Annotated in this window: 12 protein-coding genes; 1 reads left to right on the top strand and 11 read right to left on the bottom strand. The window is 56.7% G+C overall.

All coding sequences use genetic code 11. The annotated features are described in order from the left end of the window. Positions 1-30 precede the first annotated feature (30 nt). From CJ014_RS21355 to CJ014_RS21335, 5 genes are all read right to left on the bottom strand, one after another. A complete protein-coding gene (locus CJ014_RS21355; protein WP_100082530.1) occupies positions 31-1647 on the bottom strand; it encodes an ABC transporter substrate-binding protein in 1617 nt (538 codons plus the stop codon). Between the two features lie 104 nt (positions 1648-1751). Next, a complete protein-coding gene (locus CJ014_RS21350) occupies positions 1752-2672 on the bottom strand; it encodes an ABC transporter permease (protein ID WP_100082529.1) in 921 nt (306 codons plus the stop codon). A 1-nt stretch (position 2673) separates the two neighbouring features. Next, a complete protein-coding gene (locus CJ014_RS21345) occupies positions 2674-3522 on the bottom strand; it encodes an ABC transporter permease (RefSeq protein ID WP_100082528.1) in 849 nt (282 codons plus the stop codon). Then, complete coding sequence (locus CJ014_RS21340) at positions 3522-4106, bottom strand: ANTAR domain-containing response regulator (RefSeq protein ID WP_100082527.1); 585 nt, start codon at positions 4104-4106, stop codon at positions 3522-3524. The genes CJ014_RS21345 and CJ014_RS21340 overlap by 1 nt, the downstream gene beginning before the upstream one ends. Continuing rightward, positions 4103-5245, bottom strand: a complete 1143-nt coding sequence (locus tag CJ014_RS21335) for a transporter substrate-binding domain-containing protein (protein WP_100082526.1) — start codon at positions 5243-5245, stop codon at positions 4103-4105. Before CJ014_RS21335 ends, CJ014_RS21340 begins: the two co-directional genes overlap by 4 nt. A gap of 1150 nt (positions 5246-6395) precedes the next feature. Between CJ014_RS21335 and CJ014_RS21330 the strand changes: the two genes are divergently transcribed. Next, positions 6396-9107, top strand: a complete 2712-nt coding sequence (locus CJ014_RS21330) for a tetratricopeptide repeat protein (protein WP_100082525.1) — start codon at positions 6396-6398, stop codon at positions 9105-9107. A 642-nt stretch (positions 9108-9749) separates the two neighbouring features. On the opposite strand, the gene CJ014_RS21325 is transcribed toward CJ014_RS21330, so the two are convergent. The 6 genes from CJ014_RS21325 to CJ014_RS21305 all read right to left on the bottom strand — a co-directional run. Beyond that, a complete protein-coding gene (locus CJ014_RS21325) occupies positions 9750-10949 on the bottom strand; it encodes an O-antigen ligase family protein (RefSeq protein ID WP_165790931.1) in 1200 nt (399 codons plus the stop codon). Positions 10950-11081: 132 nt separating this feature from the next. After that, positions 11082-12353 carry an MATE family efflux transporter gene (locus CJ014_RS27615; protein ID WP_133121902.1) on the bottom strand — a complete coding sequence of 424 codons (1272 nt, stop codon included), beginning with the start codon at positions 12351-12353 and terminating at the stop codon, positions 11082-11084. 1 nt (position 12354) lies between these two features. After that, on the bottom strand, positions 12355-13413 hold the full coding sequence (locus CJ014_RS21320; RefSeq protein WP_165790930.1) for a glycosyltransferase family 4 protein: 1059 nt from the start codon (positions 13411-13413) through the stop codon (positions 12355-12357). Continuing rightward, positions 13413-14510, bottom strand: a complete 1098-nt coding sequence (locus CJ014_RS21315; RefSeq protein ID WP_100082522.1) for a glycosyltransferase family 4 protein — start codon at positions 14508-14510, stop codon at positions 13413-13415. The genes CJ014_RS21320 and CJ014_RS21315 overlap by 1 nt, the downstream gene beginning before the upstream one ends. A gap of 3 nt (positions 14511-14513) precedes the next feature. Beyond that, the gene (locus CJ014_RS21310) at positions 14514-15659 is read right to left on the bottom strand and encodes a glycosyltransferase (protein WP_100082521.1); all 1146 of its coding nucleotides are present in this window, start codon (positions 15657-15659) and stop codon (positions 14514-14516) included. A gap of 173 nt (positions 15660-15832) precedes the next feature. After that, a partial coding sequence (locus tag CJ014_RS21305) for an NAD-dependent epimerase/dehydratase family protein (protein ID WP_118847938.1) occupies positions 15833-16238 on the bottom strand: 406 nt, incomplete at its 5' end.

Here is a 16238-nt window from a genome sequence, read left to right as displayed (position 1 = left end):
CGCTGGCGCGGACTTGCGGTCAAGCCCTTGTTATTGCTTTACGTAGACGGCGTCGTAGTTGATGACGCGGGTCGGATCGATGTAGATGTTGCCCGGCCCGCCCATGCGCTTGGACTTGGCGACGACGCGGCGCTCGTTGAACACCGGGATCCACGGCGCGTCGGCCATCAGGTCGGTGAACACCGAACCCCAGAGCTTGGCGCGCTCGTCCTTCCTGGCCGGATCGGACATCGAATCGGCCTCGATGGCGCGGGCGTCGAGGTCCTTGTTGCAATACCAGGCCCAGTTCCAGCCGCCCTGGACGGCGCCGGCGCAGCCGAGGATCGGTCCGTAGAAGTTGGAGGGATCGGGGAAGTCGGCGATCCAGGCCATGCCGCCCGACCAGATCATCGGCGCCTCGCCCTCGGTGCCGCCGGCGGCGATGACGTTGGCGTTGGCCAGCGCCTTGATCTCCGCCTTGACGCCGATGGCGGCGAAGTCCTGCTGCAGCGCCTGGGCGATGCGCGGGTTGGGATCGGTCGAGGAGGCGTAGAGCGCCGTCTCGAAGCCGTCGGGATAGCCGGCCTCGGCGAGCAGCGCCTTGGCCTTGTCGATGTCGTAGGCGTAGCCCTTGAAGTCCTTGTCGTAGCCTGGCATCAGCGGCGGCAGCGGCTGGTTGGCCGGCGTGGCGCGGCCGTTGACGATGCGGGTGATGCGCTCCTTGTTGACGGCCATGTTGAGGGCCTGGCGCACCTTGACGTCGTCGAGCGGCTTGACGCGGGTGTTGATCGCCACGTAGCCGGTCTGGAGCTGCTCGCCGTCGACGATGATGTCGGCGGCATCCGGGCCGTTCTTGATCTCCAGGAACTTCGATGGCGGGATGCCGTCGCCGGCGATGTCCACCTCGCCCTGCTGCAGGCGCAGGAGCGCCACCAGCGGCTCCTGGCCGACCTCGACGGTGAAGCCGTCGATCTTCGGCGTGTCGGCAACGTAGAAGTTGGGGTTCTTCTCGAACACCAGCTTCTGGCCGATCACCCAGTCCTTCAAAACGAAGGCGCCGGAGCCGACCGGCTTCTTGCCGAAGTCCTGGCCTTCCGCCTCGACGACTTCCTTCGGCACGATCGAGGCGAAGTTGATGGCGAGCACGTGCAGGAAGGTGGCGTCGGGCCGGCCGAGCTTGAAGACGACGGTATGGTCGTCGGGCGTCTCGATGCCGGAAAGGCCCTCGGCCTTGCCGCCCGAAAGATCGTCGAAGCCGACGATGGCACCGAAGAAGCCGGCGCCGGGGCCCTGCGTCTTCGGGTTGACGGCGCGCTCGATGGAATACTTGACGTCGGAGGCCACCACCTCGCGGCCGTTGGAGAACTTGACGCCCTTGCGCAGCTTGAAGGTGTAGGCGAGGCCGTCCGACGTGATCTCGAAGCTCTCGGCCAGCGACGGCACCAGATCGGCCGTGCCGGGGGTGTATTCCATCAGGCGGGAGAACAGGCTCTTGATCATCGACCAGTTCTGCCAGTCGTAGCCGATGGCCGGATCGAGGGTGGCGATGTCGTCCTTGTAGGTGACGACGATGTTGGCGCCCTTGGCCGGCGTCTCCTCAGCGAGTGCGGCGAGCGGCGTCAGCGTGATCAGGCCGGCCAGCGCGGTTCTTTGCAGCCAATGTGTCATGCGGGTTCCCCTTTTCGTTCGAACGGTTGTTGTTGTCGTTGGCCGAGCCCGAAAGCCCGGCGTCATCGGGGCCGTCAGCGGGCCCGGATTCTTTTTTCCCGGGCCTACCGCGCCCGGATTCTGGGATCGATCAGCGGAGCGACGAGATCGGCGATAAGGTTGCCGACGACGATGGCGAGCGAGGAGATCAGCGTGACGCCCATGATGATGGGTATGTCGACCTGCTGGATGGCCTGCCAGGCGAGCTGGCCGATACCCGGCCAGCCGTAGACCGCTTCGACCACCACGACGCCGCCCATGAACTGGCCGATGTCGATGCCGATCATGGCGACGATCGGCAACAGCGCGTTGGGCACGGCGTGGCGCAGCACGACGGTGCGCTCGGCGACGCCCTTGGCGCGGGCGGTGCGGATATAGTCCTGATTGAGGACGTCGATCATCGCCGAGCGGACCATGCGGGCGTACCAGCCGGCGCCGAGCACGCCGAGGGTCAGCGCCGGCAGCACGACGTGGCTGACGGTGCCGAAGCCGGACATCGGGAACCATTGCAGCGTCGCCGCGAAGACGTAGAGCAGCAGCAGGGCGACGACGAACTGCGGCGCCGACACGCCGACGAAGGACGCCGTCATCACCAGCCGGTCGACGGCGCCGCCGCGGCTCAACGCGGCGATGGTGCCGAGCGTCAGGCCGATCGCCACCTCGACCAGGATGCCGGAGACCATCAGGATCAGCGTCGCCGGCAGCCGGGCGAGGATCAGCGTCATCACCTCGGTCTTCTGGGTGTAGGAGCGGCCGAGGTCGCCCTGCACGAGGTTGCCGAGATAGTGGACGAACTGGACGATGAGCGGCTGGTCGAGGCCGAGCTCGTGACGGATGTTGGCGACCGTCTGGGCGGTGGCGGAGCGGCCGGCGAGCTGCACGGCCGGATCGGCCGGCAATGCATAGAGCAGCACGAAGGTGATGGCCGCGACGCCGAACAGGATCATCAGCGCGCCGCCGAGCCGGCGCAGGATCAGCTCGATCATCTCACATCCTCCCGCGCTGGGTGGGGTCGAGGATGTCGCGCAGCGCGTCGCCGACCAGGTTGAAGGACAGCGCCGTCAGCAGGATGGCGATCCCGGGGAAGACCACCAGCCAGGGCGCCGAGGTGAAAAAGCTCTGGCTTTCGAAGATGATGTTGCCCCAGGAAGGCTCGGGCGGCTGCACGCCGACGCCGAGGAAGGACAGCGTCGCCTCGAGCAGCACGGTGGTGGCGATGCCGAGCGTGCCCCAGACGATGGCCGTCGGCATCAGGTGCGGCAGGATGTGGCGGAAGACGATGCGGCCGTGGCCGGCGCCAAGCGAGCGCTCGGCCAGGATGAAGTCGCGCTCCACCAGGCCGCGCGTCTCGGTGTAGACGATGCGCGCCACCTGCACCCAGTTGACCATGGCGATCACCATGGCGACGATCCAGAGGCTCGGGTGGAACAGCGCCGCCAGCACGATGGCGAGCAGCAGCGCCGGGAAGGCCATCATCAGGTCGGTGAAGCGCATCAGCGCGTTGCCGGCCGGGCCGCGCAGGTAACCGGCCAGCATGCCGACGCCGAGGCCGATGGCGACGGCGGTGCCGTTGGCGACCACGCCGATGATCAGCGAGGTGCGGGCGCCGAACAGCAGCCGGGTCAGGAGATCGCGGCCGAGCGTGTCGGTGCCGAGCAGGAAGGCGCCATTGGGGCCGATCGGCGCGCCTTCCAGGGTGAGGCCGTCGAACAGTTGCTCGTCGGGCGCATAGGGCGCGACCAGCGGCGCCGCCAGCGCGCCGATCAACACCAGCAGCACCACGGCAAGGCCGAAGACGGCGGTGGGCCGGCGCAGGAACTCGTGGACGATGCGCATCAGCCGGCCTCCGACAGCGGGATGACGCCGGCCAGCATTTCGGCGGCGGTCTGCTCGATGGTGATGCGGCGCTTCATGGCCGCCCGGCGCAGCGCGGCGTAGGCGGCCTCCTCGTCGCAGCGCGCGGCCCTCTCGATGGCGCGGACGGCGGCATGCACCAGCGGCCGCATGCGAAGCCGCTCCTCGAGGCGCTCCATGCGCACGGCCGTCTCGACGGCGCGGGCATGGGCGGTGACGGCGAGCACCAGCGCCGGATAGACCGCCGAGGGCGCCACCGGCTTGGGCAGGATGGCGAGCGCGCCCTCGGCAATGGCCCAGGCAACGCGGCCCGGCGCTTCCGATTGCAGCAGCGCCACCAGCGGCACGGAGGCCGGCCGGCCCGACCAGGGCAGCAGCCCCGGCCAGCCCTGATCGGCATCGACCAGCACGATGTCGGCCGGCGTCGCCTGAAGGTCGAGCGGTGCCCATTGCACGTGGGCGTTAAGGCCGAGCAGGCCGAGCTGGCGGACGAGGCGCTGCGTGCCGTCGTCGGGGCGGTGGAGGATGACGGCCCGGCGGCCGACGAGATCGGGGATCGCCGTCATGACACCACCCTCAGGCTGGAGCGGCCGCCGTCGCGCGGCGCCGTCATGTAGGGATCGGCGGCGATGGCGGGGCGGCTGGCGATGATGTCGAAATTGCCGTCGTCGCGGATGCGGCCGAGATGGAACGGCAGAGCGGCGTGATTGGTGCGCGGATCGATGCGCATCGGGCCGTGCGGCGTTTCGAACAGGCGGGCGTGAACCGCCGCGCGCACGGCGGCCGGTTCGTCGGAGCCGGCGGACCGCACGGCGTCCATCAGCATGTGGACGGCGACATAGGCGCCCTCGACGAAGGCGGAGAGCCGGTGGTCCGGCCCGAAGGCGGCGGCGGCGCGGGCGCGGAAGCGCTCGTTCTCCGGCGTCGCCAGCGTGCCGAAATAGCTCGCCGCCGCCAGGTGGCCGGTGGAGAGGCCGAGGCCGATCTCGCCGATCTCCGCCTCGGTGAGATCGCAGCTCACCACCGGCCGCACCTCCGGCCGGAAGGCGGGGTCGGCGTCGCCGAGCGCCCTGTAGGCGCGCAGGAAGGCGTGGCTCGACGGGCCGATCAGGTTGTTGAGGATGAAGTCGGGCCGGTGGTGGCGAATGTCGGCGATCAGCCGGCCGACGTCGGTCTCGTCGATGGGCAGGTAGCGCTCGCCCACCACCTCGCCGCCGGCGTCGCGCAGCAGATCGCGGGCGATGCGGTTCATCTCCCAGCCCCAGACGTAGTTGGCGCCGATGAGATAGACCCGCCGCCCCTGGCGCGGCAGCAGATGGTCGAACAGCGGCATCAGGTGCTGGTTGGGGCAGGGGCCGGTGTAGATGACGTTCTCGTTGGCCTCGAAGCCCTCGTAGGGGCAGATGTACCAGAGCAGGCCGTCGTGCTTTTCGACCAGCGGGATGACTTCCTTGCGGGCGAGCGAGGTGATGGTGCCGATGATGTGGCGGCAGCCCGCCTCGCGCAGCATGGCGCGCGCCTGCTCCAGATAGGCGCGCGGCTCTCCCTCGGGATCGGCGTGGACCGGCACGAAGGACACCGCGCCGCCGTCCCCCCGGGCGGCCTCCTCGAAGGCGAGCGCCGCGCCGTCGCGGCAGTCGCGCCCGATGGCGGCATAGGGGCCGGTGCAGGAGAACAGAACCCCGACCTTGACGGTGTCGGCCATCGCAAACCCTCGATGCGGCGGCAAACGCAAAAAGCCCCACGACACAGTCCGGCCCGATCGCACGATCGCCGGAAGGTCATGGGGCCACGCTGCCCGCTGCTCTGGAAGAGCCCTATTTCGAACGCCCCGCCTAGGCGCTCATTTGTTAGGCATGAATGCTAACTGAGCTGTTTTGCTCCTGTCAAGATGGAGGACGCCTTGATTCGAGCGGCGGTGGGGCTTTGGCTGCTGTTTTTTACGCCAGATCGCGCCGCAGCCCTGGCGATCGTCAACGGGCCGACCGGCGCGAACCCGGCGGACGCCCAGCGATACGCGCCCCTTTTTCCCACGCCGACAGCCCGGCAGGCGGCGCTTTTCCCGCCAAAAGGCGCGACTGCCCGTCGATCAGCCAAAGTTGACGGACTTCCAGGGTCGCATCGGTGCGTTTGATGTGTTACGGTTTTTACGCATACTGGGGCGAGCGACACATCGGACGCAGGTTGGAAAGGGTGTGGCAGTGTTGTTTCGAAAGCGCCGCTCCGGATGAAGGGCAGAGTGTTCTGCCTTCACATCGTCCGCGCCGGATGTCGGCATTTTGCCGACGCCCCCAGGGCCTTCCAACGAATGGTCGAGCGGGGCAATTCCGTTTTGTCGCGGGGCTATTTTCCAGCCGGCGCCTGACGGCAGAGGCCGCTCAGGTGCCCTGCAAAGACACAGCAACGCCCGGAGTAACATGATGAAGGCCATTCTCGTCGCAGCTCTTTTTACCCTCGGCGCCACCGGCACCCTATCTGCCGCTGCACTGACCGATATAGGGGGCGGGTTTGCCTACGCTCCAGTTGGGAACGGGCAGTGCCAGATATTGCTGGATGCAAAAAATGGGCAGCCAATATTAGAACCCTTTAAAAGCGAGCCATCAAAAGCTGTTCTCATTGGATCTAAGACAGAATGCCCCAATGAATATAACGGTCATAAAGTTACTCGGCTTATGACTGGACAGGCGAGTGGGTATATCTATAGTGCAGTCTTTGATAATGGGCGTCGACTATATTTGTATCGAAAGTTTGGATCAAATTTCACTTTTAGGTATGGCCCAAGACCCTCGAAATAATATGTCTAGCTATATACCTTTTGGAGCAATGTGCTTGTAAAATTTGCATTTGGAGGTGACATGCGCAGCTTTGGAATTCTCCTTGTATCGTCTCTTGTTTTCGCAACGAGCGGATTGGCGCAGGAAAGCGCTAGCTCCCCGGCCAAGATTGACGTCAGATCCTTAACTGATGCGATAAAGGCTTCTCCAGCGTCGCCAGACGCGAAGGCCGCGTTACAACAGCTTGAGCAAGCGGCCAATAGTGGTGACACCAATGCGCTTTATCAACTAGGTGATCTCTATACCCGTGGCGGTCCGGTTCCGATCGATGGACCAAAGGCGGTCGATCTCCTCCAGAAGTCGGCCGACGCCGGCAATGCTTGGGCACTCAATCGTCTTGGAGAGCTTTATCGCGATGGCGCAATAGTGCCCGGCGATAGCGTAAAGGCGGCCGACTATTTTCAGAAGGCGGCCGATGTGGGACAAACATCTGGCAAGCTCAATCTGGGCCTAATGTTGATTAGGGGTCAGGGTGTCCCTGCCGATGTAGAGAAGGGCCTCTCCCTCGTTCAGCAGATCGCCGATACCGGTGACGCCAGTGCGCTTTATCAACTGGGTGATCTCTATACCCGTGGCGGTCCGGTTCCGATCGATGGACCAAAGGCGGTCGATCTCCTCCAGAAGTCAGCTGATGCCGGCAATGCTTGGGCACTCAATCGTCTCGGAGAACTCTATCGCGATGGCGCAGTGGTGCCCGGCGATAGCGTAAAGGCGGCCGACTATTTTCAGAAGGCGGCCGATGCGGGACAAACATCTGGCAAGCTCAATCTGGGCCTAATGTTGATTAGGGGTCAGGGTGTCCCTGCCGATGTAGAGAAGGGTCTCTCCCTCGTTCAGCAGATCGCCGATACCGGTAACGCCAATGCGCTTTATCAACTGGGTGATCTCTATACCCGTGGCGGTCCGGTTCCGATCGATGGACCAAAGGCGGTCGATCTCCTCCAGAAGTCAGCTGATGCCGGCAATGCGACGGCCTATATTCGTCTCGGAGAGCTTTATCGCGACGGCGCAGTGGTGACCGCCGACGGCGTAAAGGCGGCCGACTATTTTCAGAAGGCAGCCGATGCGGGTAATCCATCAGGCAAGCTCAGCCTCGGTTTGTTGCTGGCAAAAAGTCAGGGCGTCCCTGCCGATGTAGAGAAGGGTCTCTCCCTCGTTCAGCAGATCGCCGATACCGGTAACGCCAATGCGCTTTATCAACTGGGTGATCTCTATACCCGTGGCGGTCCGGTTCCGATCGATGGACCAAAGGCGGTCGATCTCCTCCAGAAGTCAGCCGACGCCGGCAATGCGACGGCCTATATTCGTCTCGGAGAGCTTTATCGCGACGGCGCAGTGGTGCCCGCCGACGGCGTAAAGGCGGCCAACTATTTTCAGAAGGCAGCCGATGCGGGTAATCCATCAGGCAAGCTCAGCCTTGGTTTGTTGCTGGCAAAAGGTCAGGGAATTTCTGCCGATGTAGAGAAGGGTCTCTCCTTCGTTCAGCAGATCGCCGATACCGGTAACGCCAATGCGCTTTATCAACTGGGTGATCTTTATACCCGTGGCGGTCCGGTTCCGATCGATGGACCAAAGGCGGTCGATCTCCTCCAGAAGTCAGCCGACGCCGGCAATGCGACGGCCTATATTCGTCTCGGAGAGCTTTATCGCGACGGCGCAGTGGTGCCCGCCGACGGCGTAAAGGCGGCCAACTATTTTCAGAAGGCAGCCGATGCGGGATCAAAGGCATCATTAGTCAATCTTGCAGATGCAGCGTTTCAAGGAATCGGTCAACCGCGGGATACCAGCAAAGCTATAGCGCTGTTGGAGAGTGGCGTAGCCCATGGAGACATGGGGGCGATCCTGAAGCTCGCCGATGTTCTTTACAATGGAGAATATGTAGAAACTGATCCGAAACGCGCGTTGCAGCTTTATCAACAAGCTGCCGATCAGGGGAACACAACGGCGCGCTATCGATTGGCTTTGATATATCGTGACGGCGGGCAGGGAATTGCGAAGAATCCCAAACAAGCCATTACACTGCTTGAGCAAAACTCCAAAGCTGGTCATGGCCAAAGCCTGCTAGCCTTGGCGGATGGACATCTTAGTGGGAGGTTTGGCTCGGCGTCCAACGCGAAGCTCGGCCTAGTATCGCTCCGCAAAGCTGAAACACTTGGAATCGAAGGAGCGGCGCCAGCTCTCGCTAATGTTTACATTTACGGCCGAGGAGGACTTGAGAAAGCTCCCCAAAAGGGCGTTAAGATTTTAAAAGACGCCGCAGAATCTGGAAATCGTCAAGCGGCCCAAACCTTGGTTGCAATTTATCGGAGCGGGCGCGGCGATTTAATCCGAAAATCACCCGCGATAGCTGCCCGCTTACTGGAGCGCTATTCTGCTTTTTACGATCCCAATAGCTTATTGCAGGAGAGGATTCTGATCGAGGCTTCCGCAGCAACTACCCCGGCAAACTATCACAGAGTATCAAAACTTTTATGGGAAGCTCCAGTTTCGCTGCAGTTTGGTCTATTAACTGGAATGCGCTCAGCTAATGAAAATGCGTTCGTTTACGCACTCCAAGACAAAATGAAAGCTGCGGGCCTGTACAAAGGGCCGCTCAATGGCTTGCTAACTTCTGCAACTATTAGATCCCTAGCCGCTCTTTGCAATCAAGGACCAGCTAGTGATCGCTGCAGACTAGGTCCACTAAACGGAGCGGCGGTTAGAGTACTTTCGATCCAAGCGGCAGGTATGTGAAAATTTTATCTGGTGAAATTTGACTCTTCTATCTCGGGAAGAGTTCGGTTAGCAAATGGATTGGGCCGGCGCCATCATTAGCGTCGGCCCAAATTAAAACTGAATGGCGATACATACGCGTTGTCGGATTCTATAGATTTACTAGGCTCATCCTATCATAGTAGATTTTAAAATATGTAATAGCACCGTGCTTTGCAGCTGATCGGACAGAACCAACCTCGCTTATCTAAACAATCGGATAGTACAGCTCGGTTCGTCCCGGGCACTCACTGGTTTCTTGATGGCACCATAAATCGCCCTGCCTACGTCGAGCGAGTACTACTCGTTCTGACACAATCGTCCAACGACCTCGTCGTGATGGACAATCTGCTCGCTCACAAAGCCGAAGGTGTCCGCCTGGCCATTGAACAGCTAGCGCCGCCCCGAGTTGCACCACTTGCCGCCCTACTGCGCCCGGACTTCAGTCCCGTAGGGAGAGGCCTTCGCCAAGCTGAAGGCAGTCCCTGCGGGGTGGGTAAGTTGGAACGAACCGTCAGCACGGCGCTGTGAGACGCCGTCTGAGCCACCATTCCGCTCTTCAGTCCGAAGAATGCGCCAACTACTTCGCAAGCGCAGGATATGAACTCGATAAAAAAGACGACTCTAGTTACCTTTCTCGGCTTTAAGAAAAATGTGCCTTGACTGCCATGAAGCCATCCAGGCGATAAGAAGTGCGCTTGGTAACTGTAAGCGAGCCTCCCGATAAAATATAAAGTTATCGATCATCGAGTGAAGGAAAATACAAATAAAAACTGAACTGATCACAGAAGCCATAAATAGTTCAACGCGCCCTATCTGCGCGAATTTTTTCGAGTATGTAAATACGGCTTTCATCAACAGAAGAATCATGAGTGCAGGTATAAGACCTGTTTCTGCCCAGATAATTATCAACATATTATGCGCGGGCATATCCCCATAAACCTGCATATATGAGAAGCTGGCTCCGTAGTCCTTAAAATTCTCATACCATCCACCATAACCAAGACCAGAGATCGGGTTTTGTAAGAAAAGTTTTAGTGCTGCGTCCCATATAACGATTCGCCTAGCAGCATTTCTTTCTCCATTATCTATAATTTCATTCGTAAGAATTTCTGAAGAGAAATAATATACTACAAAACAAAATAGAAATAGAGCCAAACTTGCGAGCGCTAACTTATCTAACCGTCTTTGATTTCGAATAAAGAACCTTACGATCATCCACATAAACGGCATACTAACCGCCATGACCGCTCCAGATTTTGAACCGGTAGCAAATATGGATACGTAGTGGACAAGAAAAAGAATAAATAAAAGCGTTGACCTCAATTTCTTTCCTCTATTCCTCGCCATAGCCATCGCACAAATTGCAGTGCTGGCAGATATCTCATTATAAACAGCGGCTAAATTTCCGTTGTCAAAAAATCCACCCGCCTTATAAACATCTAGCACGTTGCCGGATCCGGTCAGTGCGAGGTGGGCAAGTGTATTTGGATTGACAAAAATACCGGCCATCTGGGAATAGAGAAACTTCATTTCCAAATCTGGAGAAATTATAAATAAAATTGTAAGTATGGACTGCACCACGCTCATCAAGGCATAAAAAGTAAATAAGTTTTCAATTAAATTTGGATTTTTACTCATGTAAACATATGAGATATAAAAAATAGCACCAAATGGAAGCGAGAAAACTAAAGACCTCCCCCCCTCCGCCACGTCTGGAGAGAGAAATATATACACCACATTCATAATAATAATGACGATGAAGGGAATAAGAACACCGGTAGCAGGAACATTCCTTACGTCCACCATCGAAACAGCCAACATCAAAGAAAATAACGATAGTATCAGATATACAGAAAGTGTATAATCACCAATATTCAATATATAAATTTGATATACACTCATTGTTATGAGTGTATATATAAAAAATTTTGAGTTGCGGCTTTTTGTTTGCATTTACTTGTCATCTCTTGGTGTTGTGTAGCGCAAAGCTTCTAAACGCAGCCATTTTCCGCGTAAAAACAGCAGCGTTGCTGCCGAAAGGAGTAGTGTTAGGATATTTGACGCTAAATAGACCCAAGCCAATGAGATAACCAGAATTTTACCCGCAAGACCAATCCAAAGCCAAGACAAGAAAAGCGTCGCTAGTACTATTAGGGCAAAGAGCGGCACTTGCGGCTTATATATTTGCGTGCTTGTGAGTGCGTAACCTAAAATATAGCTGACATAAGATACCCCGCCTCCGATAACTAAAAGCATTAGTACCCCGCGCTCCACAATAAATTCATCGCCGTAAAGCAACATTAGCAACTGCGGACCTGCCAATGCACATAGAAAACATGCGACGAGCCCAACTACCAGAGCCACCGCAAGGCCTTGACCCATCAACTTAAGAAACTTCGCGGCGCGGTCTTCGCGCCAAGCTTCTGCCAATCTCGGGTTTAAAGCCTGCCCGACACTCAAGACAATAAGCCCCCCGATTTGTATGATATAAATGACAGCGGAGAAAACCCCAAGTTCCTTCTCTGCATTCGAGGCAAATAGACGTGGAATGGATGCAATCAACGCAATCAGGGCAGCCGACATTCCGAGCGGCAGAGATTGCAGGATCAACGATGCCGTATTCCGACTAGGGAGACAAATTAAACTGCTTCCAGCTGGCTCTCCAGCCAGACGCATCGAAGGTGTGCAGCGATCAATCAGCAAAAATCCGAGGAAAGAGGCCCCAGCCTGGATCCAAACCACCACTGGAAGGCTCGGGGCGAAAAGAGCTGTAAACAAAGTTGCAATTAGTATTAACCCTGAGCGCGTAACTTGCGACGACAAGATCCAACCAAATTCAAATCTGCGCTGTTGTCCACCGTAAACTACATCAGATAAACCGTCCACTAGCTTAACCAGACCTGCCGCGACGATAGTCATGAAAATAGCTTTTCTGTCAGCCAAAAAAAAGGCGTAAATAGCCACGCCCATCAGTGCTAGCAGCATAAGCCAAAGTCGAGCTGAGAAATAGGAACCAAAATTAACCTTTTTCTCGCTAATGTACATTGGCCGAAGGCCAAGCATAGCAAAAGTAAAGGTTGGTATTACAATTGCCATAGCATAAGCATATTGTCCAAGCGCCTCAACTCCAAGTATTCGTCCAATGATCAATGTGATTACCCATTGCGACAGCCCGAAAATCAGAGACCCTATCGCCGCATAGCTGGAATGACGTAAAAGGCTCATTCTATACTTGGCCCGCTAAAGTGATATAAGCATCTTCATATCGATCCGCCATCAGGCGGGGATTATATTCCTGGGCCATACGTTTTTTCTGTAGTTCTCCCAACCTTTCAGCAAACTGGCCTTTTAGCAGTTTTGCAATTTTTTCACCCAATGCTGCAGTATCTCGTCCCGGCACTAGACTCTCATTCGCCGTCTCGCCCAAAACTTCCCGTAGTGAAGGAATATCAAATCCCACGACAGCTGCCCCCGCCAAAGGCGCCTCTATCGCTGTGGTCGGTAATCCCTCCCAACGTGAGGTCATTACCAAAACTCGGGCTCGTGCCATCAAAGCAATGGTATCATGGTGGGAAAGCTGACCATGCCGAGTAACTCTCAATGCTTTTGCCTCAATCAGCGCCTCGACCTGCTCCTCTAGCTCGCCATCGCCAACCAGATGAACCGTACTCATGGGACCCAGTATGGCAACGGACTCAATAAAAGCTTCTGGATTCTTCTGATAGACCAGCCGTCCAACAAAAATCACATCTATGTCTCTCAAATTCGAAGTGATTTCACCTAGATTTATGCCGTTGGGAATTAATCGTGTCTGACGATATTTTAGCCGGCGCACCTCACCGATCGCTCGATCGGCCTCGGAAACAAAGATAACCATATCGAAGTACTGGCTGAGTAAACTCTCGAGATAAATCCTCAACCCAAAGCACCCAGGATTATAGAGTCCGTGGTACCCTCTTACCGTGTAAAGGATCGAGGCTTTCACTCCCAGATATCTTGCCAGCATCGTGCCGGTTGCCGCTCTCGTACCGTGAGCGTGGATTAGTTGGAACCGATCCGCTCCTTCAACTCTTATTGCACGAGCGATAGCTAATGGGTTACCTCGGCTATTATAGGCGCCTACGTGGATAAATTCTGAAGGAAACAACGTTCTTACCGCCTCAGTACTATCAGAGGGGATCAAGAAATGGTTTTCGATACTATCTGGCAGCACGCTAGCTAGCCGAGCCACATTTACGTTACCTCCACCCAAGGTTCCGTCCGGAATGACATGTAGAACACGCACTATAGAAGCTCCAAGAGAGGACGCACGTGGTTTTCCCACGTAAAACAGGATGCATGCTCGACACCAGCCGCAGCCATGTTTCGCATTAAATTGGAGTCGTTAAGAAGATTGGTCAACGCAGCCGCAATAGCCTCAGGGTCCGCCGGAGGGACAAGAAGCCCGGTCTTTCCATGTGCGACTACCTCGGGTATGGCATCCGTTAAAGTGCTAATCACCGTCAGCCCCGCCGCAGACGCCTCTAGCAGTACGAGGCCAAAACCTTCAATTGCACGGGGCGTTGGAACTGACGGGTGAAGAAAAATATCAGCCGTGTCATAGAGTGCGGATAAGTCCGCCTCAGAAACTGCACCCATAATCTCAACTCGTGCCTTCGAAGTGGCGGCCATACGTTCAAGTAGATCGGAGTAGTCCTTATCCACAGTTCGACCAATAATCCTATAGGTTACACGCGTTCGTAAATTATCCGGGAGAAGATCCATTGCGGCGATTGCATACTCCAATCCCTTGCGAGGCTCCTTCCGGCCAACCGAAATGATTGAAACCATTCCTCCTAGTGGGCGGGATCTGCAAGGAAGCCTTTGTTCTTTGACGCCCAGCAGTGAGGTTCTAATATTCCGCCCTACTAAATAGGGATGGTTATCTATCGCAAGACGCTTGGTGAATTCCGAATTTGCGATTAGCAGATCGAAATGACGCAAAGGTCGATAGATCCACAATCGATCTAGCCCTTCTAAGAGCCGACCCACTACATCCGTTCCGTGAAGGATCGCCGCCTTTTTTGCATGTGAAGGCAACAGTCCCATGACAGTGGCACAACGGACATCAGCTGCGATCCATAGATCTATTTGTTCGCGTACCATAAGCCTGAATAATTCTAGCGCCATAATCGGAAGCATTTTAGGTGAATATTTTCGTAGACTTAACTGATGGCACGGCACTTCGGAGTTGTGATCTTCTCCCGGTCCTTGACTCCCAAATACGTAAACCTGCGCATCATGGCCAAGTATACGCAATGCTTTTGCGGCATTAAAAACATAGGTAGCCACCCCACCAGGATAAGGTATGTATTCGGTTGTCACGAATGCAATTTTACTCATAACTTAGCCCTCTTGTCCGTCAAGGGTGGGCTGTACTACTCGAAACTTGCCGCTATTCTTCCATGCAGCCTCAACTGCAGCTTTCATCCTCTCTGCAAATATTTGCGGAGAGAAACCCTCGGCATGGACACGGAGTTTTACTCCATTAAGTCGAGGTAGAAGATCAATTTCGAGCTCTTTTACCGCTGCTTCCAACGCCTCAGGAGTTTGCTCGTGAAAGAAGAGACCTGTGACTTGCGGCAGCACGCTATCGAGAATCCCGCCACGGCCGTAAGCAATTACTGGCCGACCAGCAGCCATGACCTCAACGGGTATGATGCCAAAATCCTCCTCCCCGGGGAAAATTAGTGCTTTAGCATGAGCAAACTCAGCTCTGAGATGCTCAAAAGACAGTTTGCCTAAAAATTTCACATTAGGTCCGGCCATGGCTTCTAACTCTTTGCGTTGGTCGCCATCTCCAATTACCCGCAGTTCACGTCCTGAACGAGTAAATGCTAAAATCGCTAAATCCGGACGCTTATAGCTAACCAGTTCACCTGCTAGCAAATAGTGATCGCCTACCTCTACTACCGGAATAGGTAGAAACTCTTGCACGGCAACGGGAGGAGCGATCACTTGGGCTTCACGTCGATAATAGGTCTTGATACGTTGTGCAACGAAATTAGAATTAGCGATAAAGGCATCAACTCGAGCGGCACTACTCACATCCCAAATGCGTAGTAAATGTGCTATTAGCGGCATTATTAGGCGCGTCAATAGTCCCGCCCGATTGCGATAGACATGGAAGTGATCCCAGATGTAGCGCATTGGCGAATGACAGTAGCAAACATGCAGGGCATCCGGACGCGGGATAATTCCTTTAGCAGGTCCAGATTCGCTAGAAATCACTAAGTCGAACTCCTGCATATCCATCATTTCAAGTGCCAAAGGCATTAACGGAAGATACTTCTGATAATGTTTTTTAGCTCCGGGGAGACGGGATATAAAAGTCTCCCGGATTTCATGTCGCAAAATCCTTTCTGACAGATTTTCTCGATCGACAACATGGGTAATGATCACCGCCTGTGGATATAGATCGCCGAGTACTTCAAGTACACGCTCGCCGCCCCGCATGCCGACTAACCAGTAATGTACAATGGCAACCTTCATGATATAATCATCCAAGCAGAAAACATTTACATCATTCCTGCCAAATTGATTGCAGGCTTGAGTGGATATCTACCAGCGCGCCTGAGACATGGCCGAGTAGGCTGGAGACCGGCTGAATTGGTGGCTCGACTCACGGGCAAGCGACACGTTTCGGGTCGCTTGCCCGTCGTCCTTCAGTCCTTCCAGGTCCTGTACCATTCGACGAAGTTTTTAACGCCTGTCGGCACGTCGGTTTGGGGCACGTAGCCGGTGAGGGCCTCGAGGAGGGCGGGGGCGGCATAGGTCTGCGGCACGTCGCCCTTCTGCATCGGCAGCAGGTTGCGGACCGCCGGCTTGCCGAGCGCCGCCTCGATCGCCGCGATGAAGTCGAGCAGCCCCACCGGCTGGCCGCCGCCGATGTTGACGACACGGAACGGCGCCTGGCGCGACAGCGTGTCGGTGACGCCCTCGGTGGTGACGCGGTTGTCCTCGCCCGGGGCGACGGGCACCAGCCGGACGATCGCCTCGATGAGGTCGTCGACATAGGTGAAGTCGCGCCGCATGTGGCCTTCGCCGTAGACGTCGATCGGCTCGCCCCGG

The sequence above is a fragment of the Pleomorphomonas carboxyditropha genome (assembly GCF_002770725.1).
GTDB lineage: Bacteria > Pseudomonadota > Alphaproteobacteria > Rhizobiales > Pleomorphomonadaceae > Pleomorphomonas > Pleomorphomonas carboxyditropha.
The sequence above is the reverse complement of the archived record's forward strand: the minus strand, read 5'-3'. Positions and strand labels throughout refer to the sequence as shown.

Excerpts from the sequence above, each read along its gene's own strand:
- CJ014_RS21335 (WP_100082526.1), bottom strand. The coding sequence starts at position 5,245 with ATGGCCGACACCGTCAAGGTCGGGGTTCTGTTCTCCTGCACCGGCCCC.
- CJ014_RS21350 (WP_100082529.1), bottom strand. The coding sequence starts at position 2,672 with ATGATCGAGCTGATCCTGCGCCGGCTCGGCGGCGCGCTGATGATCCTG.
- CJ014_RS21345 (WP_100082528.1), bottom strand. The coding sequence starts at position 3,522 with ATGCGCATCGTCCACGAGTTCCTGCGCCGGCCCACCGCCGTCTTCGGC.
- CJ014_RS21330 (WP_100082525.1), top strand. The coding sequence starts at position 6,396 with ATGCGCAGCTTTGGAATTCTCCTTGTATCGTCTCTTGTTTTCGCAACG.
- CJ014_RS21310 (WP_100082521.1), bottom strand. The coding sequence starts at position 15,659 with ATGAAGGTTGCCATTGTACATTACTGGTTAGTCGGCATGCGGGGCGGC.
- CJ014_RS21355 (WP_100082530.1), bottom strand. The coding sequence starts at position 1,647 with ATGACACATTGGCTGCAAAGAACCGCGCTGGCCGGCCTGATCACGCTG.
- CJ014_RS21315 (WP_100082522.1), bottom strand. The coding sequence starts at position 14,510 with ATGAGTAAAATTGCATTCGTGACAACCGAATACATACCTTATCCTGGT.
- CJ014_RS27615 (WP_133121902.1), bottom strand. The coding sequence starts at position 12,353 with ATGAGCCTTTTACGTCATTCCAGCTATGCGGCGATAGGGTCTCTGATT.
- CJ014_RS21340 (WP_100082527.1), bottom strand. The coding sequence starts at position 4,106 with ATGACGGCGATCCCCGATCTCGTCGGCCGCCGGGCCGTCATCCTCCAC.
- CJ014_RS21325 (WP_165790931.1), bottom strand. The coding sequence starts at position 10,949 with ATGTTGGCTGTTTCGATGGTGGACGTAAGGAATGTTCCTGCTACCGGT.